Annotated in this window: 19 protein-coding genes; 10 read left to right on the top strand and 9 right to left on the bottom strand. The window is 64.6% G+C overall.

Going from position 1 to position 20,539, the window contains the following annotated elements; translation table 11 throughout:
* Positions 1-160 precede the first annotated feature (160 nt).
* Positions 161-886, top strand: a complete 726-nt coding sequence (locus LPA36_RS03355) for a response regulator (RefSeq protein WP_228874716.1) — start codon at positions 161-163, stop codon at positions 884-886.
* Positions 870-2,198, top strand: coding sequence for an ATP-binding protein (locus tag LPA36_RS03360; RefSeq protein ID WP_228874717.1), 1,329 nt, complete (start codon positions 870-872; stop codon positions 2,196-2,198). The genes LPA36_RS03355 and LPA36_RS03360 overlap by 17 nt, the downstream gene beginning before the upstream one ends.
* 88 nt (positions 2,199-2,286) lie before the next feature.
* On the opposite strand, the gene LPA36_RS03365 is transcribed toward LPA36_RS03360, so the two are convergent.
* Both LPA36_RS03365 and LPA36_RS03370 read right to left on the bottom strand, forming a co-directional pair.
* On the bottom strand, positions 2,287-2,553 hold the full coding sequence (locus LPA36_RS03365; protein ID WP_228874718.1) for a double-stranded DNA-specific endonuclease: 267 nt from the start codon (positions 2,551-2,553) through the stop codon (positions 2,287-2,289).
* A 118-nt stretch (positions 2,554-2,671) separates the two neighbouring features.
* Positions 2,672-4,351 (bottom strand): sensor domain-containing diguanylate cyclase, encoded by a 1,680-nt coding sequence (locus LPA36_RS03370; RefSeq protein ID WP_228874885.1) that lies wholly within the window; start codon positions 4,349-4,351, stop codon positions 2,672-2,674.
* Positions 4,352-5,072: 721 nt separating this feature from the next.
* Between LPA36_RS03370 and LPA36_RS03375 the strand changes: the two genes are divergently transcribed.
* Together LPA36_RS03375 and LPA36_RS03380 are read left to right on the top strand one after the other, a co-directional pair.
* Positions 5,073-6,824: an ABC transporter permease gene (locus tag LPA36_RS03375; protein ID WP_228874719.1), complete on the top strand. Its 1,752-nt coding sequence runs from the start codon at positions 5,073-5,075 to the stop codon at positions 6,822-6,824.
* Between the two features lie 12 nt (positions 6,825-6,836).
* A complete protein-coding gene (locus LPA36_RS03380; protein WP_228874720.1) occupies positions 6,837-8,180 on the top strand; it encodes an ABC transporter ATP-binding protein in 1,344 nt (447 codons plus the stop codon).
* A 122-nt stretch (positions 8,181-8,302) separates the two neighbouring features.
* Here LPA36_RS03380 and LPA36_RS03385 read toward each other — a convergent pair whose 3' ends face one another.
* The 3 genes from LPA36_RS03385 to LPA36_RS03395 form a co-directional block, all read right to left on the bottom strand.
* Positions 8,303-8,824, bottom strand: a complete 522-nt coding sequence (locus LPA36_RS03385; protein ID WP_228874721.1) for a hypothetical protein — start codon at positions 8,822-8,824, stop codon at positions 8,303-8,305.
* Positions 8,821-9,339, bottom strand: a complete 519-nt coding sequence (locus tag LPA36_RS03390; RefSeq protein ID WP_228874886.1) for a hypothetical protein — start codon at positions 9,337-9,339, stop codon at positions 8,821-8,823. The genes LPA36_RS03385 and LPA36_RS03390 overlap by 4 nt, the downstream gene beginning before the upstream one ends.
* A gap of 401 nt (positions 9,340-9,740) precedes the next feature.
* Positions 9,741-10,796 (bottom strand): sigma-54 interaction domain-containing protein, encoded by a 1,056-nt coding sequence (locus LPA36_RS03395; protein WP_228874722.1) that lies wholly within the window; start codon positions 10,794-10,796, stop codon positions 9,741-9,743.
* Between the two features lie 502 nt (positions 10,797-11,298).
* Between LPA36_RS03395 and LPA36_RS03400 the strand changes: the two genes are divergently transcribed.
* The 6 genes from LPA36_RS03400 (at position 11,299) to otsA (ending at position 16,344) form a co-directional block, all read left to right on the top strand.
* A complete protein-coding gene (locus LPA36_RS03400) occupies positions 11,299-11,616 on the top strand; it encodes a DUF883 family protein (RefSeq protein WP_228874723.1) in 318 nt (105 codons plus the stop codon).
* A 142-nt stretch (positions 11,617-11,758) separates the two neighbouring features.
* The gene (locus tag LPA36_RS03405; RefSeq protein ID WP_228874724.1) at positions 11,759-12,016 is read left to right on the top strand and encodes a hypothetical protein; all 258 of its coding nucleotides are present in this window, start codon (positions 11,759-11,761) and stop codon (positions 12,014-12,016) included.
* A gap of 451 nt (positions 12,017-12,467) precedes the next feature.
* On the top strand, positions 12,468-13,871 hold the full coding sequence (locus LPA36_RS03410; protein WP_228874725.1) for a sigma-54-dependent transcriptional regulator: 1,404 nt from the start codon (positions 12,468-12,470) through the stop codon (positions 13,869-13,871).
* Positions 13,872-14,058: 187 nt separating this feature from the next.
* Positions 14,059-14,292 (top strand): hypothetical protein, encoded by a 234-nt coding sequence (locus LPA36_RS03415; RefSeq protein WP_228874890.1) that lies wholly within the window; start codon positions 14,059-14,061, stop codon positions 14,290-14,292.
* 151 nt (positions 14,293-14,443) lie between these two features.
* Entirely contained in the window at positions 14,444-14,668 is a 225-nt protein-coding gene (locus tag LPA36_RS03420) for a hypothetical protein (protein ID WP_228874726.1), read from the top strand.
* A gap of 251 nt (positions 14,669-14,919) precedes the next feature.
* Positions 14,920-16,344 (top strand): alpha,alpha-trehalose-phosphate synthase (UDP-forming), encoded by a 1,425-nt coding sequence (gene otsA / locus LPA36_RS03425; RefSeq protein ID WP_228874727.1) that lies wholly within the window; start codon positions 14,920-14,922, stop codon positions 16,342-16,344.
* A gap of 90 nt (positions 16,345-16,434) precedes the next feature.
* Here otsA and LPA36_RS03430 read toward each other — a convergent pair whose 3' ends face one another.
* The 4 genes from LPA36_RS03430 to dcm form a co-directional block, all read right to left on the bottom strand.
* Positions 16,435-17,802 (bottom strand): MFS transporter, encoded by a 1,368-nt coding sequence (locus LPA36_RS03430; RefSeq protein ID WP_228874728.1) that lies wholly within the window; start codon positions 17,800-17,802, stop codon positions 16,435-16,437.
* A 214-nt stretch (positions 17,803-18,016) separates the two neighbouring features.
* Positions 18,017-18,520: a YbhB/YbcL family Raf kinase inhibitor-like protein gene (locus LPA36_RS03435; RefSeq protein WP_228874729.1), complete on the bottom strand. Its 504-nt coding sequence runs from the start codon at positions 18,518-18,520 to the stop codon at positions 18,017-18,019.
* Between the two features lie 186 nt (positions 18,521-18,706).
* The gene (locus LPA36_RS03440; RefSeq protein WP_228874730.1) at positions 18,707-19,189 is read right to left on the bottom strand and encodes a very short patch repair endonuclease; all 483 of its coding nucleotides are present in this window, start codon (positions 19,187-19,189) and stop codon (positions 18,707-18,709) included.
* Complete coding sequence (gene dcm, locus LPA36_RS03445) at positions 19,189-20,472, bottom strand: DNA (cytosine-5-)-methyltransferase (protein ID WP_228874731.1); 1,284 nt, start codon at positions 20,470-20,472, stop codon at positions 19,189-19,191. The genes LPA36_RS03440 and dcm overlap by 1 nt, the downstream gene beginning before the upstream one ends.
* Positions 20,473-20,539 lie beyond the last annotated feature (67 nt).

The raw sequence follows: 20,539 nt of genomic DNA on the forward strand, positions 1-20,539 counted from the left end.
CCGGTTAGACACAGCGTAGGGGTGCCGGGCGTGCGGCGTGTTACACGCTTCATGCCGGCCATTACACGACATTACGTGCGCCTTTCGCCGTAACACCCAGTAACCCTTTGCGGCAGGTTTGTGAAGAAAGCGGCGGGTCGCGCGCGTTAAACTTCGTCCCATGGCTACTCAAATTCTGGTCGTCGATGACGACGTCGAACTGCGCGACCTTCTGCGCGACTATCTGGCCCGGCAGGGCATCGAAGTCTCGGTGCTGCACGACGCCGGCTCTCTCGAACGCCGGCTCGAACGCGAGCGGCCGGACCTGATCGTGCTCGACCTGATGATGCCGGGCGTCGACGGGCTGACGGCGCTGCGCAAGTTACGCGCTTCGGGCGACGATATCCCCGTCATCATGCTGACCGCCCGTGCGGACGACGTGGACCGCATCGTCGGTCTCGAACTGGGCGCGGACGACTACCTCGGCAAGCCGTTCAACCCGCGCGAGCTGCTGGCGCGCGTGCAGGCGGTGCTGCGCCGGCGCCGCACGCTGCCTTCGGCGGCCGCGCCGGAGCAGCGCGAGCCGTTCGCGTTCGGCCGTTTCACGCTCGACTTCCAGTCGCGCACGCTGAACCAGGACGACCGTCCGCTCACCCTGTCGGGCAGCGAATTCGCGTTGCTCAAGATCTTCGTGAATCATCCAATGCGCACGCTCACGCGTGAACGCCTGCTCGAACTGCTGCACGGTCCGGAATACGACGGCACCGACCGCGGCATCGATGTGCAGGTGTGGCGTCTGCGCCGCATTCTCGAAACCGATCCGTCCACGCCGCGCTTCATCCAGACGGTGCGTGGCCGTGGTTACGTGTTCGTGCCCGACGGCGAGCAGCATGCGCCGGCCAGCTGATTCGCTGTTTGGACGGCTGGCGCTGCTGGTCGTCAGCGTGTTGCTGATCTCGCACTTCGCGTGGTACGCGTTGATGCGGCTCGACCGCAACCAGCTGCAGGCGCGCTACGCCGTTGAAGAAGCAACGTTCCTCGTCGAGGCCGTGCGCCAGCACGTGGCGCGCACGCCGGACCAGCCGCTGCCGTCGCGCGTGCGCCTTGTCGACCCCACGAGTCCCGACGTGCCCGCTTCCGACGTCGAAGTGCCGCCAGGCTTGCAGCGCTTCCTCGACGACGTGCAGGACCGCATGCCTGCCGGCACGCAGGTGCGTGCGGGTACGCCCGGCAAGCCGCCTACGTTGTGGGTGCGCTCAGCCGCCGACCATAGCTGGATCGTGGTGCCCGTGCAGCCGCTCAGGCCGCCGCGTCCGCTTGACCGGACCGTCTGGTGGCTCGTCATCATCTTTTCGGCGGGTGTCATGGCCGCGCTCTTTGCCGCGTGGCAGTTGCAGCAGCCATTGCGCTCGCTGGCGCAGGCGGTTGCGCGGTTCGGGCGCGGGTTGCCGGTCCCGCCGGTGCCGGAGCGGGGGCCGCGCGAGTTGCAGCAGCTCACGCGTGGCTTTAACCAGATGGTTCAGGAAGTGGCGCGCACGGAGAATGACCGCGCGGTGATGCTGGCCGGCGTCGCGCATGATCTGAAGACGCCGCTTGCGCGACTGCGTCTACGCGCCGAAATGATGGATGAAGCCAAGGTGCGCGATGGCGTGGTGCGTGACGTCGACTCGATGGCGCATATCGTCGACCAGTTTCTGGTTTTCGCACACGACGGCGCCGATCGCAGCGAAACGGTCGAAGTCGATACGCAATGTGAGCGTGTCGCGCGCACGTACCGTGCGGTCGCGGCAGGCGCGCCGGCCGTCCAGACGGTGCTGAACGCAGGCGTCGGGTTCCTTCTGCCGGCTGCAACACTCGACCGGATCCTGTCCAATCTGCTGGATAACGCGCATGCGTATGGCGCGCCGCCAATCGTCATCGAGACGGAGCGTACGCCGGATGGCTACACGCTGTCGGTGTACGACAACGGCAGCGGTATTGCCGCGCACGATCTGATCAATGCAAGCCGGCCGTTCGTGCGGCTCGATCCGGCGCGCGGCGGCAACGGGCACAGCGGCCTGGGTCTTGCGATCGTCGAGCGGCTGGTGCGCCGGGCAGGCGGAGAGTGGGAGATCGGCAACCACGAAGGGCGTGGCCTGCGTGTACTGATGCGCTTCGCGTTCGATGTACTGCCGCCGCGTGGTGCTGCAATGTCGACAGAAACCGCCTGGGGGCGTTAAGCGCGCAAACGAACGTGAATTGAAGCGGGATCAACACAAACGCGCCAGCAGCCCTCCGGGCTTCTGGCGCGTTCTGTTCTGAGGCTGCCTACTCGGCGAAAAGGGTGTTGAGCGCGGTGGCGGCATCGCTGTCGACCGTATTCCAGGTGACCGTTTCCGCCTCGAAGATGTAGTGCGTGGTGTACTTGCCGAGCCGCGCGAGAATTTCCTCCTGAATCACTTCCGGCGCGACTTCGAGCTTCAGGTACCAGGCGGTCGACGACAGCCGGGTCTGGAACGAACCGTATTCGGCCAGCAGATGGTCGAACGCGACAGCATCCTGATCGCGACAGACGATGACCAGATTTCCCTTCATGCGACTCTCCCGGTAGACGGTGGCAACAACCTTCGTATGAAAGTTGATGATACCTGCTTCCTTCGGGGGAATTCGGTGGCCGTTTCAGTTCATGTGACCGGGCGCACAGTGGCGCCGGTTACCACACCGACGCGGCGGTGCGCGCGGGCGGCGCGGTGTCGTCGGGCGGAACGGCTTCGCTACGATCGCGCCCGCCGGACTTGGCCGCGTAGAGCGCAAGGTCGGCGCGGCTCATGATCCGCTCCGGCAGATCTTCCGGCGACAGCTCGGTGATGCCGATGCTCACGCTCAGCGCCGCGGATGACGGCAGCTTCGTGGAAGGCGCCGCCTTGAGCCGCTTGCGCAGCCGTTCGACGACCTCGAGCCCGGCCGCGAGCGTCGTCGCCGGCAAGAGGATGCCGAACTCCTCGCCGCCCAGCCGGCCGATCGAGTCGCCGCCGCGCAACTCGGCCCGGCACGTATCGACAAAGTGTTCGAGCGCCCGGTCGCCCGCTGCGTGGCCGAAACGGTCGTTGATCTGCTTGAAATGGTCGAGATCGGCGATCGCCACGCACAGCGGCTCACGCGCGGCGCGCGCGCCGTCGATCTCGCGCCGCAGCAGATCCAGGAAATAGCGCCGCGACAGGGCGCCCGTCAGCGCGTCGTGACGGGCCTCGGCGGACAGCAGCGTATTCGCCGATTGCAGCTGCTCGGCCAGATCGCGCGTCGCGCGATGGTGGCGGCGCTCGCGCATGTACGAAACCGCGATCACCCAGGCGAGCGCGGCGGTGCCGGCGAGCGTCAGGAACACCAGCAGGCGGTCGCGCTTGTGGTTGCGCACGAGTTCCGGGTACGCCGTGAGCGGGTCGACCAGATGCGCGGACAGCCCGGAATTCAGGCCGATGCGCGACTGGTAGAGCGACGGATCGCGATATTCCGGCATCTCGATGAGCTTCGACGCCTGCGTCTCGGGGAACCACGGCGCCTGTTGATAGACGCCGCGACTGGCCTGACGGATCTCGATCTCGGGGAAGGCGTCGCGGCGATAGATGCTCATCCGCTCGGCGACCGGCATCTGCGTGATGCGCGAGTGGGGCAGCGCACGGCCTTCGAGCGCGCTGTTGTGCGCCATGATGATGACGCCGTTGTCATCCGCGACGAAGGTGCCGGCGTGCGCGACCCAGTGGCGCAGCCGGGCGATGCCGACCTTGGCGACGACTGCGCCGACCAGCAGGCCGTCGTCGTAGACGGGCGCCGAAATGAAGATGCCCGGCTCGCCGCTCGCACGCCCGACGCCGTACGCCTCGGCGAACGCACCGAGGAGCGCGTTGGCCAGATAGCCGCGCATGCGCATGTCGATGCCGACAAAGCTCCGTCCGTTCTCCGCATTGCTCGATGCGACGCACAGGCCGTTCGCGTTGACGAGCCAGATCGAATCGAGGCCGGAGAAGCCTTGCGCGTCGTGCAGGAAACTACTGACGGAAGTCAGTTCGGGAATCTTCAGCAGTTCGTCGCGGTGAGCGGGTTCCGCGCTGTCGCTGTTCGCGGCATAATTCTGCGTTTGCGTCAGCGCGTGCTGGATCACGCCCAGTTCGGCCATCGTGGCGGGAATGGCGCGCGACATGGCGAGATCGCTGGCGATCACTTCGGCCATGTTGTCGACGATAGAAAGGGACATCTGCTGTTGCGCCCGCATGGACGCGTTCAGTTCTTGCTGTACCATCCGGTCCGCAATCATGCCGGCGGCGAACCAGCACACGAGCACGATCAGCATGAAACTGACCGGCCCGGTTAGCTGGCGCAAGGTTGTCCTGTTCATCGGCGTGTTGATCTGCTTGATCCGTTCGATCCGTCTGACTGTTAAATGCGACAGGGTCATGCGATGCAGCCTGCCGGCGCGGGGGCGTGCCTCCAGAGGTATCCGCCCGCCGTGCCGATGTTGTATCCGTGGACCTCAGCAGCAGGGTCGCAGGTCGCCGGGAAATTCAGGCGCCGCTCGCCGTCCTGCGATTTTAACCGCCGCGCGACCTTCCGAGAGGCGCATATTGCATTGCGTGACCACCCATCAGGCTCATTAACGGCTTGCCGGGTCATTTTCTGAATGGGAACACGGGTTTACCGGATGTGGCTCGGACGCGACGCTGGCGCACACCAGCGGCCGCCCGGTGACCGGAATGGCGCGGATTCGATGCAAAAGTGGTGCCCGAGGTTGTGCCTGAAACACAGGTTGTAGTAGTGTCGTGCCGTCCAAAACGAGGAAAGCTCGCCAGCCCTCGGGCGGCGCCAGCGGTGGCGGGTGCGCCGGGCGGCGCGGGAAGTCGGCGTGATGCGCCGCACGGCTCGCACCGTAACCGGCCAGCGCGTCTCCAATGCCAACGATTTACCGCGCATAAGCGTCTAGCCATGCCTGAATTCCGCTTTCCGGACCGATCCTTCGACCGTAGCAGCGCGCGCGCGGCGGCTGCTACCCGCCCGGCCCGCATCTGCACGGCCGTGGCTTCGGCCATGTCTGCCGCTCGCCTGAACGGGGAGCGTGCCTGATGGACTTCGGCTTCAACCTGAATCGCACCGCCAACGCTTCGGCATGGCGGGTGCTGCCCAATCGCTGGGACTTCGTCGCGTTTCCGCTGATCATCTGCATCATCGCGATGGCGGCGATCGGCTTTCACGAGACGATGGCGCCGATCTCCACCTTGCAGACGCAGGCGATCTCGCTCGATCCGGCGAATCTGCCCGAATACGCGATGCGCACCACGCTGCGCATGCTCGCGGCGATGGTCGCCTCGCTCGTCTTCACGCTCGTGTACGGTACGCTCGCCGCCAAGAGCCGCCGCGCCGGACAGGTGCTCGTGCCGATCCTCGACATCCTGCAGTCGGTGCCCGTGCTGGGTTACATCTCGTTTACCGTCACGTTCTTTCTCGCGCTGTTTCCGGCGCGGGTGCTCGGCGCCGAGCTCGCGGCGATTTTCGCGATTTTCACGAGCCAGGCGTGGAACATGACGTTCAGCTTCTACCAGTCGCTGCGCACGGTGCCGCGCGATCTGGACGAAGTGTCGCGCGGTTTCCACCTGACTTCGTGGCAGCGTTTCTGGAAGCTCGAAGTGCCGTTCTCGATGCCGGGCCTCATCTGGAACATGATGATGTCGATGTCGGGCGGCTGGTTCTTCGTCGTCGCATCCGAGGCGATTACCGTCGGCAATCATTCGATCACGTTGCCGGGCATCGGCGCCTATCTGGCCGCGGCGATCGCCGGGAAGGACCTGCACGCGATCGGCTGGGTGATCCTGACGATGACCGTCGTGATTCTCGCCTACGACCAGTTCCTGTTCCGTCCGCTCGTCGCGTGGGCCGACAAGTTCCGCATGGAAACCACCAGCTCGGGCAACGCGCCGGAATCGTGGCTGCTCGACCTGATCCGCCGTACGCGGCTGATTCACCGGCTGCTCGTGCCGCTCGGCTGGCTGTTCGCGAAGGCCGCCCGTGTGCCGCTGCGCGTGCCGTCGTTCGACCGCGTGCGCTTCCAGATTCCGCAGCGCGAGAAGTCGTCGAGGGTCGGCGACATCGTGTGGTCGGTGATCGTGCTGCTCGCCACGGTCTACGTGGTCTGGCGCGTGGTGATGTACGTGCGCACCGGCGTGACGATGGACGAAGTCGGCCACGCGTTCGTGCTCGGGCTCATCACGCTCCTGCGCGTGGTCGTGCTGATCGCGATTGCGTCGGTGGTGTGGGTGCCGATCGGCGTGCTGATCGGGCTGCGCCCGAAGCTCGCCGAAAAGATGCAGCCGCTCGCGCAGTTCCTGGCGGCGTTCCCGGCGAACCTGCTGTTCCCGGTCTTCGTGATCGTGATCGTGCGCTTCGGCCTGAACCCGGACATCTGGCTCTCGCCGCTGATCGTACTCGGCACGCAGTGGTATATCCTGTTCAACGTGATTGCCGGCGCGACGTCGTATCCGAACGACTACCGCGAGGCGGCCGCCAACTTCCGCATCCGCGGCTGGCAGTGGTGGCGCCAGGCGATGTTGCCGGGCATCTTTCCTTACTACGTGACGGGCGCGATCACCGCGTCGGGCGGCGCGTGGAATGCGAGCATCGTCGCGGAGGCGGTGCAGTGGGGCAATACCAAGGTCGTCGCGCATGGCCTCGGCTCCTATATCGCGCAGAATACGGAAGCGGGCGATTATCCGAAGATCATTCTCGGCATCGCCGTCATGTCGCTTTTCGTGACCCTGTTCAACCGTCTGTTGTGGCGTCCGATGTACGCCTATGCCGAAGCGAAGCTTCGGCTCGATTGAGAGCGAAACACGATGCAAAACCCGAAAGCCGTAGCCGCCGCGCCGATCCAGACGCCGCCGATGCCTCCGAGGCTCGGCGAGGAGATCCTGCGCGTCAAGGACGTGTGCCGTGGTTTTAACAAGTCGCAGGGCGAACTGCTGGTGCTCGACGACGCGAACCTGTCGCTGCGCGAAGGCGAGATCGTCGGTCTGCTGGGCCGCTCGGGCTCGGGCAAGTCGACGCTGCTGCGGATCATCGCCGGCCTGATCGAGCCGACCGGCGGCGAAGTCACGTATATGGGCAAGCCGCTCGACGGTCCCGCCGAAGGCGTCGCGATGGTGTTCCAGACCTTCGCGCTGTTTCCGTGGCTGACCGTGCTGCAGAACGTGGAAGCCGGGCTGGAAGCGCAGGGCGTCGCCGCGCGCGAGCGCCGCGAGCGCGCGCTGGCCGCAATCGACCTGATCGGTCTCGACGGTTTCGAGAACGCGTATCCGCGCGAGCTTTCGGGCGGCATGCGTCAGCGCGTGGGTTTTGCGCGCGCGCTCGTCGTCGACCCGACGCTGCTGCTGATGGACGAACCGTTCTCCGCGCTCGACGTGCTGACCGCCGAAACGCTGCGTACCGATTTGCTGGATCTGTGGACGCAGGGCCGCATGCCGATCAAGTCGGTGCTCATCGTCACGCACAATATCGAGGAAGCGGTGTTCATGTGCGACCGGATTCTCGTGCTGTCGTCGAATCCGGGCCGTGTGATCGCCGAGATCAAGGTGCCGTTCAAGCATCCGCGCAATCGTCTGGATCCGGCGTTCCGGCGTCTCGTCGACGACATCTACGCGAAGATGACCGCGCGTCAGACAGGCGAGGCGACGCGCAAGGGGCTGGAGTGGAGCAGCTGGCTGCCGCACGTGTCCACCAACCTGATGGCCGGTCTGATCGAGACGCTGGCTGCCGCGCCGTACCATGGTCGCGCCGACATGCCGGAGATCGCGCGCTCGCTGCATCTGGAGGTCGACGATCTGTTCCCGGTCGCGGAAGTGCTGCAGCATCTCGGTTTCGCCGACGTGCGCGAAGGCGACATCTTCCTGACGCCGCCGGCACGGGTGTTCTCGGAGTTCGGCACGCAGGAACGCAAGATGATGTTCGCCGAGCATCTGCTGCGGCACGTGCCGCTTGCCGCGCGGATCAAGAAAGTGCTGAACGAGCGCCCGGGCCATCGCGCGCCGCGCGTGCGATTCGAGCAGGAACTGGAGGATTTTCTCTCCGACAAGGCCGCCGAAGAAACGCTCGACGCCGTCATCAACTGGGGCCGTTACGGCGAGATCTTCTCGTATAACGACCAGACTGAAATCTTCAGCCTGGAGGACGTCGAGTCCTGATCAGGTATTGATGTAGCCGGGACTTCACTGTTCCCGGAAACGGAAAGGCCGTGCACGGTTCGTCATCGAACCCTGCACGGCCTTTTTCATACGCGCGTTGTAACCGGACGGCGCGGCAGACGTTATTGCAGGTTGCCCCAGCGTTCGACGGCGGGTTCGGCCAGCGCCCATTTCCAGCCCTTGTCCTGCTGGCACGCGCTGCCGGTGTACCAGGCTTCGTGCGCCCCCGGATCGTCGCCGTCCTGCACGGAGAACACGAAGTCCTTGCAGATCGCGAGCGCCGACGTGAAGGCGCGCGTCACGCGAACCTGGCCGTGGCCGTTTTCGATGGGCATCGAGTGCTTGATGCGCCACGGCCGCGTTTCGCCCACAGGCATCGCGCCAGCGAGCGCCGCGATCAGGTCCTGCTGGTCTTCGTGCATGTCGCGCATGTAGTTCTTGACGACTTCGTCGGTCGCAGCCTGCACCGCGATGCCAACGCCGATCCCGACTGCGGGGTTCGCCGTGACGATGCCGGTTGCGAGCCCCGCCGCCGCGCCGCCCGCTGCGCCGACCGACGCCGACGAACAGCCGCTGATCACAACGCTGGCACCGAGACAGACGGCAGCCACCAGCGCGAGCCGTATGCTTCCTGCCGCGCTCATTGCAGCGCGCCCCAGCGTTCGGTGGCGGGTTCCGCCGACGCCCATTTCCACGCGGCGCCGTCACGGCAGATCGACGCGACGTAGAACGCCGTACTCGCCGGCACGTTCTGCGTCGCGGATCTGTCGACGGAGAAGACGATCTCCTTGCAGTCGAGCGCGCCGGTGCTGATCGTGCGGCTGACAGTGACGCGCCCGTGCTCGTCCTCTTCGATCGGCACCGGGTGCGTGACGCTCCAGGGGGCGACGGCGCCGATGTCGAGTGGGCCCGCTGCCTGCGCGATGTGGTCTTGCGTATCGCGGTGAACGACACGCTGCGAGTACTGCACGCCGGCGCGTGCTGCAGCAACGGCGCCAAGGCCGATGCCGGTGGCGACGGCTGCGTTGTTGGTGATACTGGAAGCGATTGCGGCGCCCGCGATGCCGGCGCCGGCGGTGGCCCCTTCCGAATAGAGCGAGTTGCATCCGCTCAAGCTCGCTGTCGCGACGACGGCAAGGGTCGCGAGCGCGGAGAGCATGGACACGCTCTTCCGCTGGGCGCCGTGGGCCCGGTGCATCCTGATCATCATTCCCTGTCTTGCTCCTGCATGCGACGTCTGCCGGCGGCCACGCGCTTCGCGCAACAACAGCCAGACGACGCGTTATTTACGTCCTTTCTTGCCGCAGCATTTTGCAGGATGCGTTTTGTAAATGGCAGGAGAAAAGTGCAAGCAATTGCAAATGCTGATGCGCGTCAATGACGTTTCTGAAAGGGCGGGGAGATCCAGCGTGCGAAACAGGCGTGTTTAACTTGCGGCACGCTTTCAGGGGAGAGGCACGAGCAAACGCGTTTCTGTTTTCGCGCTCACCCGGCCGGGAAAAAGATGTCGTCTTCAGGCGATATCCGGCGTGCGATGTCCGGACCACGGCACGTTATCGGCTACTCGCTTTCTTCTTCGATGCCGTCTTCGGTACCGTACGTGCCGAGCCGGTTGTAGAGCGTCTTCAGGCTCACACCGAGTGCCTTCGCGGCACGACGCTTGTCGCCGTCGCAGTATTTCAGCGTGCCGAGGATGATCTGTTTCTGCGCGTCGGCGAGCGGCGTGCCGATCCAGACGCTCATCGCGTCGCCTTGCGTCACTGGCTTTTTCACCCGCGACGCGAGATGCGGATGCGGCAGTTCGACGGTCTTTTCCGCGAGGATAAATGCCCGGTATACCGCGTTCTTCAGCTCGCGGACGTTGCCAGGCCACGACCACGTCCGCAGCGTTTCGATCGCGCGCTTGCTGAAGGTCTTGTTCGTGCCTTCCTGCTGGTTCATCGAGGCAAGAAAGTGATGCGCGAGCAGTTCGCGATCGTTCTCGCGTTCGCGCAGCGGCGGTGCGCGCAGCGGAAACACGGCGAGCCGGTACATCAGATCCTCGCGCAGGCCGTTCTCCTTCATCGCGACGACCGGATCGCGGTTGGTCGCGGCGATCACCCGCACGTCGCCGTGAATCAGCTCGCTTCCGCCGACGCGAAAGAACGTGCCGGTCTCGAGCGCACGCAGCAGCTTCACCTGGCGCACCGGGGCCATCTCGGTGATTTCGTCGAGGAACAGCGTACCGCCATTCGCATGCTCGAAATAGCCGACGCGTCCCTGCACCGCGCCCGTGAAGCTGCCTTTCTCGTGCCCGAAGAGTTCGGCTTCGATCAGCTCGTCGGGAATCGCGCCGCAGTTGACGGCGATGAACGGCGCATCGCGGCGTGCGCTCTGGTCGTGAATCGTGCGGGCGATCAATTCCTTGCCCGTGCCGGATTCACCGATGATCAGGGCCGTTGCCTCGGTTGCCGCGACGCGTTCAATCTGTTCGTACAGTTCGAGCATCACCGGCGACGAGCCGTACAGCAGGCCGAAAGACCTGAGGCCGGCCACCGCGCCCGGGATGCGTTGCTTCGTCTGCGCCGCGCCTTCGCTTGGGGCGACAGCGGGCGAGTCCAGATCGATTGACGCCATAAACAGGGTGTCCTGCAAAAATGTTCTTCGTTGTAGCGAGGCCGGTTCGCACGACGTGCGAACCGCACCTGTTGAATATCTCGTAAATGCGATTTAACCACTCGCGCGCCTTACACCGCAATGCGTGCAAGCGGATGAGGTCGATCAAACGGTGGTTTGTGCGCCGCCAGTCGGCGCCCCCATCGATAAACGGTACTAACGACATATTTGTCATGAGCGATCGGCAATATCGACCGGAACATGCGGTTGCGCAGATGGGCGATGAACGCCGGAACTCGTCTGCGGGAAATCGATCGACTAAAGAGCGAGCATGCGCGCAGTTCGGATTGAGAGCAGGCGCGCGAATTGCGTCTAGCCTGGTTTAATGCGGCGGCTGCAACGCCCTGCCACCTTGCGCGCGATGGGCGCCGGCGCTGCGTCGACGGCAGTGCACCACGGTTTGCGGTGCATCGAACCCGGAGATTCTTCGCGCAGTTTACGAACAACGAGGAGCGTTTTGATCATGAGCGACACCACGGTACAGCTTGCACTTGGCAAGGAAAAGATTGTTGAAGACCTGAGGGTGCTGCTGACAGATTCCGAAGAAATGCTGCGCCTCGCAACGGCTGTGCCGGGCGAGGGCGTCGACGCGTTGCGCGAACGTCTGCGCACGCACGTCGATTCGCTGCAGCTTGCGCTGGGCGACGCGCAATCGGTTGCGAAGCAGCATTATCGCGTCGCCGCCGACAACACCGATCGCTACGTCCGCGAGAATCCATGGCAGGCGGTGGGCATCGGCGCCGGGATTGGCTTTTTGCTGGGCGTCCTGGCGGCGCGTTAAGTTACCCGACGTCGACAGCGCGTTGACCGCGCGGTCGGGCGGGTCTTCGTGCGGCGCGTGCAGGCGGATCGATTGCAACGAGCATCACGCAGCCGGCCGCCCTGACCAGATTTCCCAGATTTGCGATGAAGAGGAGTTCGACATGGCACGACCCAGAATCGGCATTTTCGGCGCGTTGATGGCAGTCGGCGGCATCCTCGCGTGGCGCTGGTCGCAGCGGCAACGCGCAGCGCAGGCGCTTTTAAACCGCGATCTGAACCGCTGGGAAGGCGAAGGCGGGAACGTCGTCACACCTGTGCAGCCCGCCGCAGTGGTGAAGACCGCCAGCAATGGCAGCGCTGCGAACGGCACCGGGCATCCAGCGGGCGCCGGTGAGCCCTGGCCATTTCCGCACAGTTGACGGGATGACCTGGCTCCATGGTCCGGACGCCGCGGGCGAATCCGGTGAATGGTTGCGGCGGCCCTCGCCAGCGTCGCGGCGTGTTCTGTTTGCCGGCAGAGCCGGCTGGCTTCGCTGCACTCACTGGCCATAAGATAGAGGTGTGTGGCCGGAGTAAAGCCGTACAATAGATAAATCCACAACAATGAGGCGTTACGGCTGGCTCGCATCCGCCAATTGTTGCGCCGACGCGCCTGGTCTGCGTCACGGTTCATCATCGATCCCGATTCCGGTTGCCGGGCGATCGGGTCGGGCACGGGCCGCGACGTCAGGTTGCGAATCCTCACCGGAACGCATCGCACGCGGATTGTGCGGTTCGTGCAGTGCGTGACGCATCGCGTGCGTTGCAACCGGCGGGATTCATGCGTCTGACGATGCGAACATCCAACGCCTTTCACGCTTTCGAGACGCAATGCCACACGTATTGATTGTCGACGACGATCCAGGTACCCGCGAGGCGCTCGCTACCATCATCGCAGAAGACGGTTTGACTACGGTTACCGCCGGCGATCTGCGGGAAGCGCGCATCCAGCTCGTCCGGCAGACGCCGGACGTGATTTTCACTGACCTCAAGCTGCCCGACGGCAGTGGCGTCGATCTCTTCGAGGATCTCGATCCGCAGTCGGGCGTCGAGGTCATCGTCATTACCGGGCACGCAACGGTTGAATCGGCCGTGAACGCGCTGAAAATGGGCGCGACCGACTATCTGGTCAAGCCGATCAACATGCAGCGCGTGAAGGCGATTCTGAGTCGCCTGCCGCGCGCGGGCGACCTCAAAGCCGAGATTGGCAACCTGCGCGGCGAACTGCGTCGCATGGGCCGCTTCGGCCTGATGCTCGGCAATTCGCCTGCGATGCAGGAGGTCTACGACCATATCGGGCGCGTCGCGCCAACGGCGGCTTCGGTGATGCTCGTCGGCGAATCGGGCACGGGCAAGGAAGTCGCTGCGCAGACCGTTCACCAGTTGAGCCTGCGCCGCAAGCACGCGTTTCTCGCGGTGAACTGCGGCGCCATCTCGCCGAACCTGATCGAGTCGGAAATGTTCGGCCACGAGCGGGGTTCGTTCACGGGCGCCGACCGTCAGCACAAGGGTTACTTCGAGCGTGCGAATGGCGGCACGCTGTTCCTCGACGAGATCACTGAAATGCCGATCGAGTTGCAGGTCAAGCTGCTGCGTGTGCTGGAAACCGGCATGTTCATGCGTGTGGGCACAACGAAGGAGATCGAAACGGACGTCCGCCTGATCGCCGCGACGAATCGCGATCCGGAGCAGGCCGTGCTCGAAGGCAAGTTGCGCCTCGACCTGTATCACCGCCTGAACGTTTTTCCGATCAGTCTGCCGCCGCTGCGTGAACGCGGCAAGGACGTCGACCTGCTCGCGCAGGCCTTCCTCGACGAACTGAACGAACGCCACAGCACGAAGAAGCACTTCCCGCAGGCGGTGAAGGACATGCTGATGTCGTATCCGTGGCCCGGCAACGTGCGCGAGCTGAAGAACTATGTCCAGCGCGCGCACATCATGTCCGGCGCGGAATCCGACAGCACGGCGACGGTGCCGCTGCAGATCTCGCTGTCGAAACCGGCGGCGGGCACGGCGGTAACGATACCGTTCGGCACCTCGCTGGCCGAAGCCGACCGCCAGCTGATTCTCGCTACGCTCGAACAATGCGGCGGCGTGAAAACGCGAGCGGCGGAGATCCTCGGCATCAGTCTGAAGACGCTGTATAACCGCCTCGTCGAATATGGCAACGATGCGCGCCTCGCCGAAGGCGAAGCGGATGACGAGTCCCGCGCACTCGGCGATGCCGATGCCTGAGCGCGCCGCGCGCATGTAACGTGCGCGGATGGATACGCCGTGAGGCGAACCGAAACGGGCCGACGTGCATGACGTCGGCCCGTTTTGCATTCGGCGGCGCGGGCAGGTAGAGGGTGAGCGGATGCGTCGGTCGTGGACGGCACATCGCTTGCTGATGAAAGGGCACGACTCGAACGAGGAGACTTCAATGCCTGACCGCCACGCTGCTCTGCCCACGCAGTATTTCGCGCCGGCTTCGAACCTGGATCACATGCCTGATCCGGCGCTGATCGCGCATCGCCCCGAGCCCGTCGAGCCGCCGTCGACGCCTGAGCCCGACACCATCCCCGACCCGACGCGCGAACCGACGATTCCGGACACGCCGCCGATCGGCGATCCGCCGCCAGCGCCCAACCAGACGCCGCACGTGAACGTGGACTGAGCTAGCCATCGCCGGCGGCCGGAAGCCCACCGCCGTCCTTTCTGTACTTGTTACAAGTCGGTCCGACTTTTTACCGGCAATTTGCCACGCCGGGCCCTAGACTATGGGGATGCCACCGGTCGGGTGGCGGCCTTCCAGTGGAGGCATCGAAATGAGACACCCCGCCTTGCGGCGCTCCGCGCGCCATTCGAAGCGCGACGCACGTCCGGCTAACGCCCCGGGTAGTGGCACAGGCGGGCCGCCCGCCGGTCCCGATCCGGCCGCGCAGAATCGCCCCGCGCCCCACGCGCCACCGGACGGCGACCACAATCAGGGCGGCGTGCGCCAGGAAGGGATCGAATATCAGCGCGATCTGGGCTCCGAGCAGGACGCCTGAGCGCGGTCAGGTCGACGCCACGACTCGCGGTGCGTCGTCCGCCTTGCCGCGCACCGCATGTCCCATCGCGTCGAACGCCCGGAAGGCGGAAAAAATTTCTTTGCGATGTGCATTACATCGCAAGTTTTTACTCGTCCGTCACATTTGCATACATTTTTCTTCCGGTTTTTGCGAGACACGGCATGTGACTTGCGTGCACCATAAAAGCTGAATTCCCCCATGCAACGCTTAACTGAATGAGGTGGAGACGAATGAGCAGATTGATCGTGGTATCGAATCGTGTCGCGCCGACCCAGGAGGGGCGTCCGGCCGCTGGCGGTCTCGCGATCGGCGTACTCGATGCGCTGAAAGAAACAGGCGGTGTGTGGTTCGGCTGGAGTGGCGAGACCGTCAGTGAGCCGGCGGCGCCCGTCATCGAAAAGCAGGGCAACGTGACATACGCCACCGTCGGTCTCACGAAGCGCGACTACGACCAGTATTACCGCGGTTTCTCGAACGCCACGCTTTGGCCGACCTTCCACTATCGCAATGACCTGTCACGTTACGACCGGCAGGAGTACTCGGGTTATCTGCGCGTCAACGTGACGCTCGCGAAGCAGTTGAAGGCGCTGCTCAAACCCGACGACATCATCTGGGTGCACGACTACCATCTGCTGCCGTTCGCGCGCTGCCTGCGCGATCTCGGCGTGAAAAATCCGGTCGGCTTCTTCCTGCATATTCCGTTTCCGGTGCCCGAAGTGCTGCGCACCGTGCCGCCGCACGAAGAGCTTGTCAAATGCATGTGCAGTTACGACGTCGTCGGCTTTCAGACGGATGCGGATCGTCAGTCGTTCGTCGACTACATCGAGCGCGGCCAGCACGGCACGTCGAGCGAAGACGGGATGGTGCACGCGTACGGCCGCTTCCTGAAGGTCGGCGCCTATCCGATCGGCATCTATCCGGATGCGATTGCGAAGGCCGCGGAGCAGTTCACCGATCGCAAGCCGGTACGCAGCCTGCGCGAAGGGATGCGTGGGCGCAAGCTGATCATGAGCGTCGACCGGCTCGATTATTCGAAGGGGCTTGTCGAGCGCTTCCAGGCGTTCGAGCGTCTGCTGCTGAACGCACCGGGCTGGCATGGCCGCGTGTCGCTCGTGCAGATCGCGCCGCCGACGCGTTCCGACGTCTCGACCTATCAGCGCATCCGTCAGACGCTCGAAGGCGAAGCGGGCCGGATCAACGGCCGCTTTGCGCAACTCGACTGGACGCCGATCCAGTATCTGAACCGGAAGTACGACCGCAATCTGCTGATGGCGCTATTCCGCCAGTCGCAGGTCGGTTATGTGACGCCGCTGCGCGACGGGATGAACCTCGTCGCGAAGGAATACGTCGCTTCACAGGATCCGGCCGATCCGGGCGTGCTCGTGCTGTCGCAGTTCGCCGGTGCCGCCGAGCAGTTGCCGGGCGCACTGGTCGTGAATCCGTTCGATCTGTCGCAGATGGCCGAAGCGCTGGAGCGCGCGCTGTCGATGCCGCTCGCCGAACGCCAGGCACGCCACGCGGACATGATGGCGCCGCTGCGTGAGAACAATCTTTCTGTGTGGCGCGACAACTTCCTCGCCGATTTGCGCAACGTGGCGACGGCTTCTTCGGTGACCGCCAAGGCGGTAAAGCTCGCGGACGCGACGGCGAACTAGAAGCCCGGCGTCCAGACCGAAAGAAAAGCGATGATTGATCTGCACGGCGGCCAGTTCTGGCCGCCGTTTTTTCGTCTGTCGCGGCAGCAATCAGGTCGACGCAGTCGCGCCGCGCTGCACGACCCGCATCATGCTGACCACCGCGGCAGCAATTGCAAACGTCGCCGCGACGTAGAGTGCGATTGTCGGCCCGCGTTGCGGCGCCACGCCGAAGATCAACGCGACGAGCGCCGCGCCGAGCGTCTGTCCGGTCAGACGTGCCGTGCCGAGCATACCGCTCGCGCCGCCGCTGCGCGAACGCGGCGCCGACGACAGCATCGCGCGGTTGTTCGGCGACTGGAAAAGTCCGAAGCCCGCGCCGCACACCGCCATGCGCCACGCGATCTCGACCGGTTCCGGATGCGGGCCGAGCGTGGCGAGGAGCAGTAATCCGCAGCTCATCGTGATGAGCCCGATACCACCCAGAATGCCCGCCGAATAGCGGTCCGCCAGCACGCCCGCAAGCGGCGCCGCGACGATGATGACGAGCGGCCACGGTGTCATCAAAAGGCCGGTCTGCACCTGCGTGAGCCCGAACGTGTCCTGCATCAGAAACGGCAGCGACACGAAGGCCAGCATCTGCGCGGCGAACGAACAGATCGACGTGCCGATCGACAGCGCGAAGATCGGGATTTTCAGCAGATCGACGGGCAGAAGCGGCGCAGGCTGATCGAGCTGCCGCCGCACGAAAAAGTAGCCGATGACGCCGGCCGCAACGAACTCCGCGATCACATAGCCGCGATTCTCGCCGTGACCGAGACCGTCGACCGCGAAGATCAGCAGGCCGAACACGAACGCGTTCATCACCGCGCTCAGAAAATCGTAGGGCACATCGTGCGGTGTGTTGCGCGGCAGCGCCTTGAGCCCGGCGGTGAACGCCACGATGCCGATCGGCACATTGATCGCGAAGAGCCACGGCCACGTCGCGACCGAGAGCACCGCGGAAGCGACCGTCGGTCCGACCGCCGACGAAACCGCGACCACCATCGCGTTGATCGAGACGCCGCGGCCGAGTTGATCCGACGGATAGATCATGCGGACGAGCGCGGTGTTCACGCTCATGATGCCCGCCGCGCCGAAGCCCTGGATCACGCGGGTCAAGGCGAGCATCGGCAGCGAAGTCGACAGCGCGCATCCGAGCGAAGCGACCGTGAAGAGCGCGAGACCCGCCAGATACACGCGCCGGTAACCGATGCGATCGCCGAGCGAGGCAAGCGGCAGCAGCGAGATCGTGATGGTCAGCTGGTACGCATTGATGATCCAGATCGAGCCGGCGGCGCTGGCGCGCAGATGTCGCGCGATGGTTGGAAGCGCGACGTTGGCGATGGCGCTGTCGAGCACGGCGAGCGTAATGCCGAGTGCCACGACGACGATTGCACCGTAACGTTGCGGAATGGGCAGGCCTTGTTCTGGATTCATCGGCACGGCCTTTATCGGGCCTTTATCGGATCATTGGTAAGCGGACGCCGAATTGTACGAAACCCGCCTTACAGGAAGGTTGTGCGCGCATCGTTCCGGTGTCGGCGCCAGACTGGCGCGGGCGCGGGCCGGGCGCCGGGGCGTCCGGCAGAACCAGCGTGCGGACGGCGCGCCGCGAGGCGCGCCAGAAAGGAGAGCGGTCCGCGTCGCCACACTACTTCAGTTCGTACAGGCCCGTATACGTCGTCGAATCGATCTCGTTCAGGTGCGTCATGAATCGCGCGACCGCGTTCGTCGTTTCGGCATTGATCGGCAGGTGCGCCACCTTCAGTGCGTGCAGCCGGAAAATGTAGCGGTGCGTCCTGTCGCCGCGCGGCGGCGCCGCGCCACCGAAGCCCGCCGTGCCGTAGTCGTTGCGCACCTGCAGCGCACCATGCGGCAACAGACTGCCGTCGGCCTTGCCGGCGTTGCGGGGCAGCGATCGCGCGTCGGGCGGAATGTTGACGATCACCCAGTGCCAGAAGCCGCTTCCCGTCGGCGCGTCCGGATCGTATAGCGTGAGGGCGAAGCTTTGCGTATCGGCGGGCGGTGCGTCCCATTGCAGGGCGGGGGAGATGTTCTCGCCGTCGACGCCGAACGATTTGTCGTTGAATTCCTGCGATTTCGGCAAGAAGCCGTTGGCAGGAAACTCGTCGGACCAGAGTCGGAAATCAGCCATCGGATGCCTCCTTCAAGGAAAGTTCTTGAGATGGAACGGACGCTGTCTCGCATTCGCGCACGCGGCAGACAGACACGCGCAATACGCTGATCGAGTGTAGCACCGCACGTCTTTGCGGCTGTGCCGCAAACCTGGGCCATCGTCGTTGTGTCGTCAGCGTGTTGCGGTGTGCATGAGGGTGCGGGCTTACAGGCTGAGTTCGAGCCTGTCGCGCCCGTCGCTGTCTGAGGGTTTTCCGGGCGCGCCGCTTTCCTCCTTCAGCCAGCCGGCGAGACGCTCGATCACGCCTTCGATGTCCCGGTTCGCTCCACGCAAGGCGCATTCCCATACGATTGCCACGCGCCAGCCGGCTGCGCGCAACGCCTGTACGGCGCGCTCATCGTTGCAGCGGTTGCGGCCGATCTTTTCGCGCCAGAACTCGGGGCGTGTCTGTGGCCATTTGAAGAGATGACAGCCATGGCCATGCCAGAAGCAGCCATGCACGAAGACCACCGCGCGATAACGCGGCAGCACGATGTCGGGGCGGCCCGGCAGATCGCGTGCGTCGATCCGGAAGCGAAAGCCGCGTCGATGCAGCAGGCTGCGGATCAGAAGTTCGGGTTTCGTGTTGCGCCCGCGAATGCCGGACATCATCCGGCTTCGCGTCGCGGCGTCGACGACGTCGACCATCAGGCGACGAGCGCGATGTCCTGCGACGGCGTGTTACCGGATTCGCCGTTGCCGGACAGTAACGCTTCGACGTGCGGCGCCATGATGCGCGCCACTTCCTGCATGACCGGCATCACGACGCTGTTGCCGAACTGCCGGTAAGCCTGCGTATCGCTGACGGGAATGCGATACGTGTCCGGAAAGCCCATTAGACGCGCGCATTCGCGCGGCGTCAGCCGGCGCGGCCGCAGGCCATCGCCCTGATACACGAGAATCTCGGAGCCGTCCTTGTGATAGCGCGCCGACAGCGTGCGCGTGACGCTGTCCGGATACGCCATCCCGAACCCGAAGCCGTTTCCGGCCGCGCGATGTTTCTCGGCGTACTGCTGCAGATAGGCCCACAGCTTGGGCGTCAGTGTGTATTTCGGTTGCACGCAGCGCGCGGCGTGATCGAAGAAGCGCGCGTCGTCCCACGGCAGATGCGGTTCGCTGCCGTCCGTGCGATGCAGGATCGACGCGAGCCGCGGACCGTTTTCCGGCAGACGCAGGTCGTCCCAGGAAAACGACGTCTTGCCGCGAAAGCCCACGATGATGATGCGCTCACGGTGTTGCGGCGTGAAATGCTGGCCGTCGATCACGCGGTAGTGCACTTCGTAGCCCAGTTCGTCGCGCAGCGTCTGCAGGATCACGTCGAACGTGCGGCCCTTGTCGTGCGACAGCAGATTTTTTACGTTTTCGAGCAGGAACGCGGCGGGACGCTTCGCCGCGATGATCCGCGCGACGTCGAAAAAGAGCGTGCCCTGGGTCGTGCACTCGAAGCCATGCGGCCGGCCAAGCGCGTTCTTCTTGCTGACGCCCGCAATCGAAAACGGCTGGCAGGGAAAGCCGCCGAGCAGGATGTCGTGGGCGGGAACATCTTCGGCGGGAAACGACACGATGTCGCCGGCGAACGGGTGGTTCTCGCCGTAGTTCTCGAGGTACGTCTTCTTCGAAAAGTCGTTCCACTCGCTCGTGAAGACGCACTCGCCGCCTTGCGCCTCGAAGCCCATACGGATGCCGCCGATGCCGGCGAACAGATCGATGAAGGAGAAGCGCGCGGGCGTGCCGGCGCGGCGCGAGCCGTCGGGGGCACCCGTGGTCAGCAGCAGACGCAGCGCCGGGCCGAGCATCGCCGGGCAGGGCGTTTCGCCTTTTTCCCAGCGGCGGACGGTTTTGATGTCCTTGCCGACGTGATCGGCGATTTCTCGTTGTGTGTAGCGGGCGCGAGCCTGCGTCAGCAGCGCTCGCAGCGTGGCCTGAGTCACTATCGGTCCTTGCTGGGGATTTTTGCGGACATTATGACCTGGGCGCGTCCCTTTTTTGCTACGTCAG

The sequence above is a fragment of the Paraburkholderia saeva genome (assembly GCF_907164555.1).
GTDB lineage: Bacteria > Pseudomonadota > Gammaproteobacteria > Burkholderiales > Burkholderiaceae > Paraburkholderia > Paraburkholderia saeva.

What these genes read in the sequence shown, in the direction of transcription:
- LPA36_RS03440 (WP_228874730.1), bottom strand. Translation starts at nt 19,189, where the DNA reads ATGGTCGACGTCGTCGACGCCGCGACGCGAAGCCGGATGATGTCCGGC.
- LPA36_RS03405 (WP_228874724.1), top strand. Translation starts at nt 11,759, where the DNA reads ATGGCACGACCCAGAATCGGCATTTTCGGCGCGTTGATGGCAGTCGGC.
- LPA36_RS03435 (WP_228874729.1), bottom strand. Translation starts at nt 18,520, where the DNA reads ATGGCTGATTTCCGACTCTGGTCCGACGAGTTTCCTGCCAACGGCTTC.
- LPA36_RS03360 (WP_228874717.1), top strand. Translation starts at nt 870, where the DNA reads ATGCGCCGGCCAGCTGATTCGCTGTTTGGACGGCTGGCGCTGCTGGTC.
- LPA36_RS03430 (WP_228874728.1), bottom strand. Translation starts at nt 17,802, where the DNA reads ATGAATCCAGAACAAGGCCTGCCCATTCCGCAACGTTACGGTGCAATC.
- LPA36_RS03370 (WP_228874885.1), bottom strand. Translation starts at nt 4,351, where the DNA reads ATGAACAGGACAACCTTGCGCCAGCTAACCGGGCCGGTCAGTTTCATG.
- LPA36_RS03410 (WP_228874725.1), top strand. Translation starts at nt 12,468, where the DNA reads ATGCCACACGTATTGATTGTCGACGACGATCCAGGTACCCGCGAGGCG.
- otsA (WP_228874727.1), top strand. Translation starts at nt 14,920, where the DNA reads ATGAGCAGATTGATCGTGGTATCGAATCGTGTCGCGCCGACCCAGGAG.
- LPA36_RS03390 (WP_228874886.1), bottom strand. Translation starts at nt 9,339, where the DNA reads ATGCTCTCCGCGCTCGCGACCCTTGCCGTCGTCGCGACAGCGAGCTTG.
- LPA36_RS03365 (WP_228874718.1), bottom strand. Translation starts at nt 2,553, where the DNA reads ATGAAGGGAAATCTGGTCATCGTCTGTCGCGATCAGGATGCTGTCGCG.
- LPA36_RS03380 (WP_228874720.1), top strand. Translation starts at nt 6,837, where the DNA reads ATGCAAAACCCGAAAGCCGTAGCCGCCGCGCCGATCCAGACGCCGCCG.
- LPA36_RS03420 (WP_228874726.1), top strand. Translation starts at nt 14,444, where the DNA reads ATGAGACACCCCGCCTTGCGGCGCTCCGCGCGCCATTCGAAGCGCGAC.
- LPA36_RS03375 (WP_228874719.1), top strand. Translation starts at nt 5,073, where the DNA reads ATGGACTTCGGCTTCAACCTGAATCGCACCGCCAACGCTTCGGCATGG.
- LPA36_RS03385 (WP_228874721.1), bottom strand. Translation starts at nt 8,824, where the DNA reads ATGAGCGCGGCAGGAAGCATACGGCTCGCGCTGGTGGCTGCCGTCTGT.
- LPA36_RS03400 (WP_228874723.1), top strand. Translation starts at nt 11,299, where the DNA reads ATGAGCGACACCACGGTACAGCTTGCACTTGGCAAGGAAAAGATTGTT.
- LPA36_RS03395 (WP_228874722.1), bottom strand. Translation starts at nt 10,796, where the DNA reads ATGGCGTCAATCGATCTGGACTCGCCCGCTGTCGCCCCAAGCGAAGGC.
- LPA36_RS03415 (WP_228874890.1), top strand. Translation starts at nt 14,059, where the DNA reads ATGCCTGACCGCCACGCTGCTCTGCCCACGCAGTATTTCGCGCCGGCT.
- LPA36_RS03355 (WP_228874716.1), top strand. Translation starts at nt 161, where the DNA reads ATGGCTACTCAAATTCTGGTCGTCGATGACGACGTCGAACTGCGCGAC.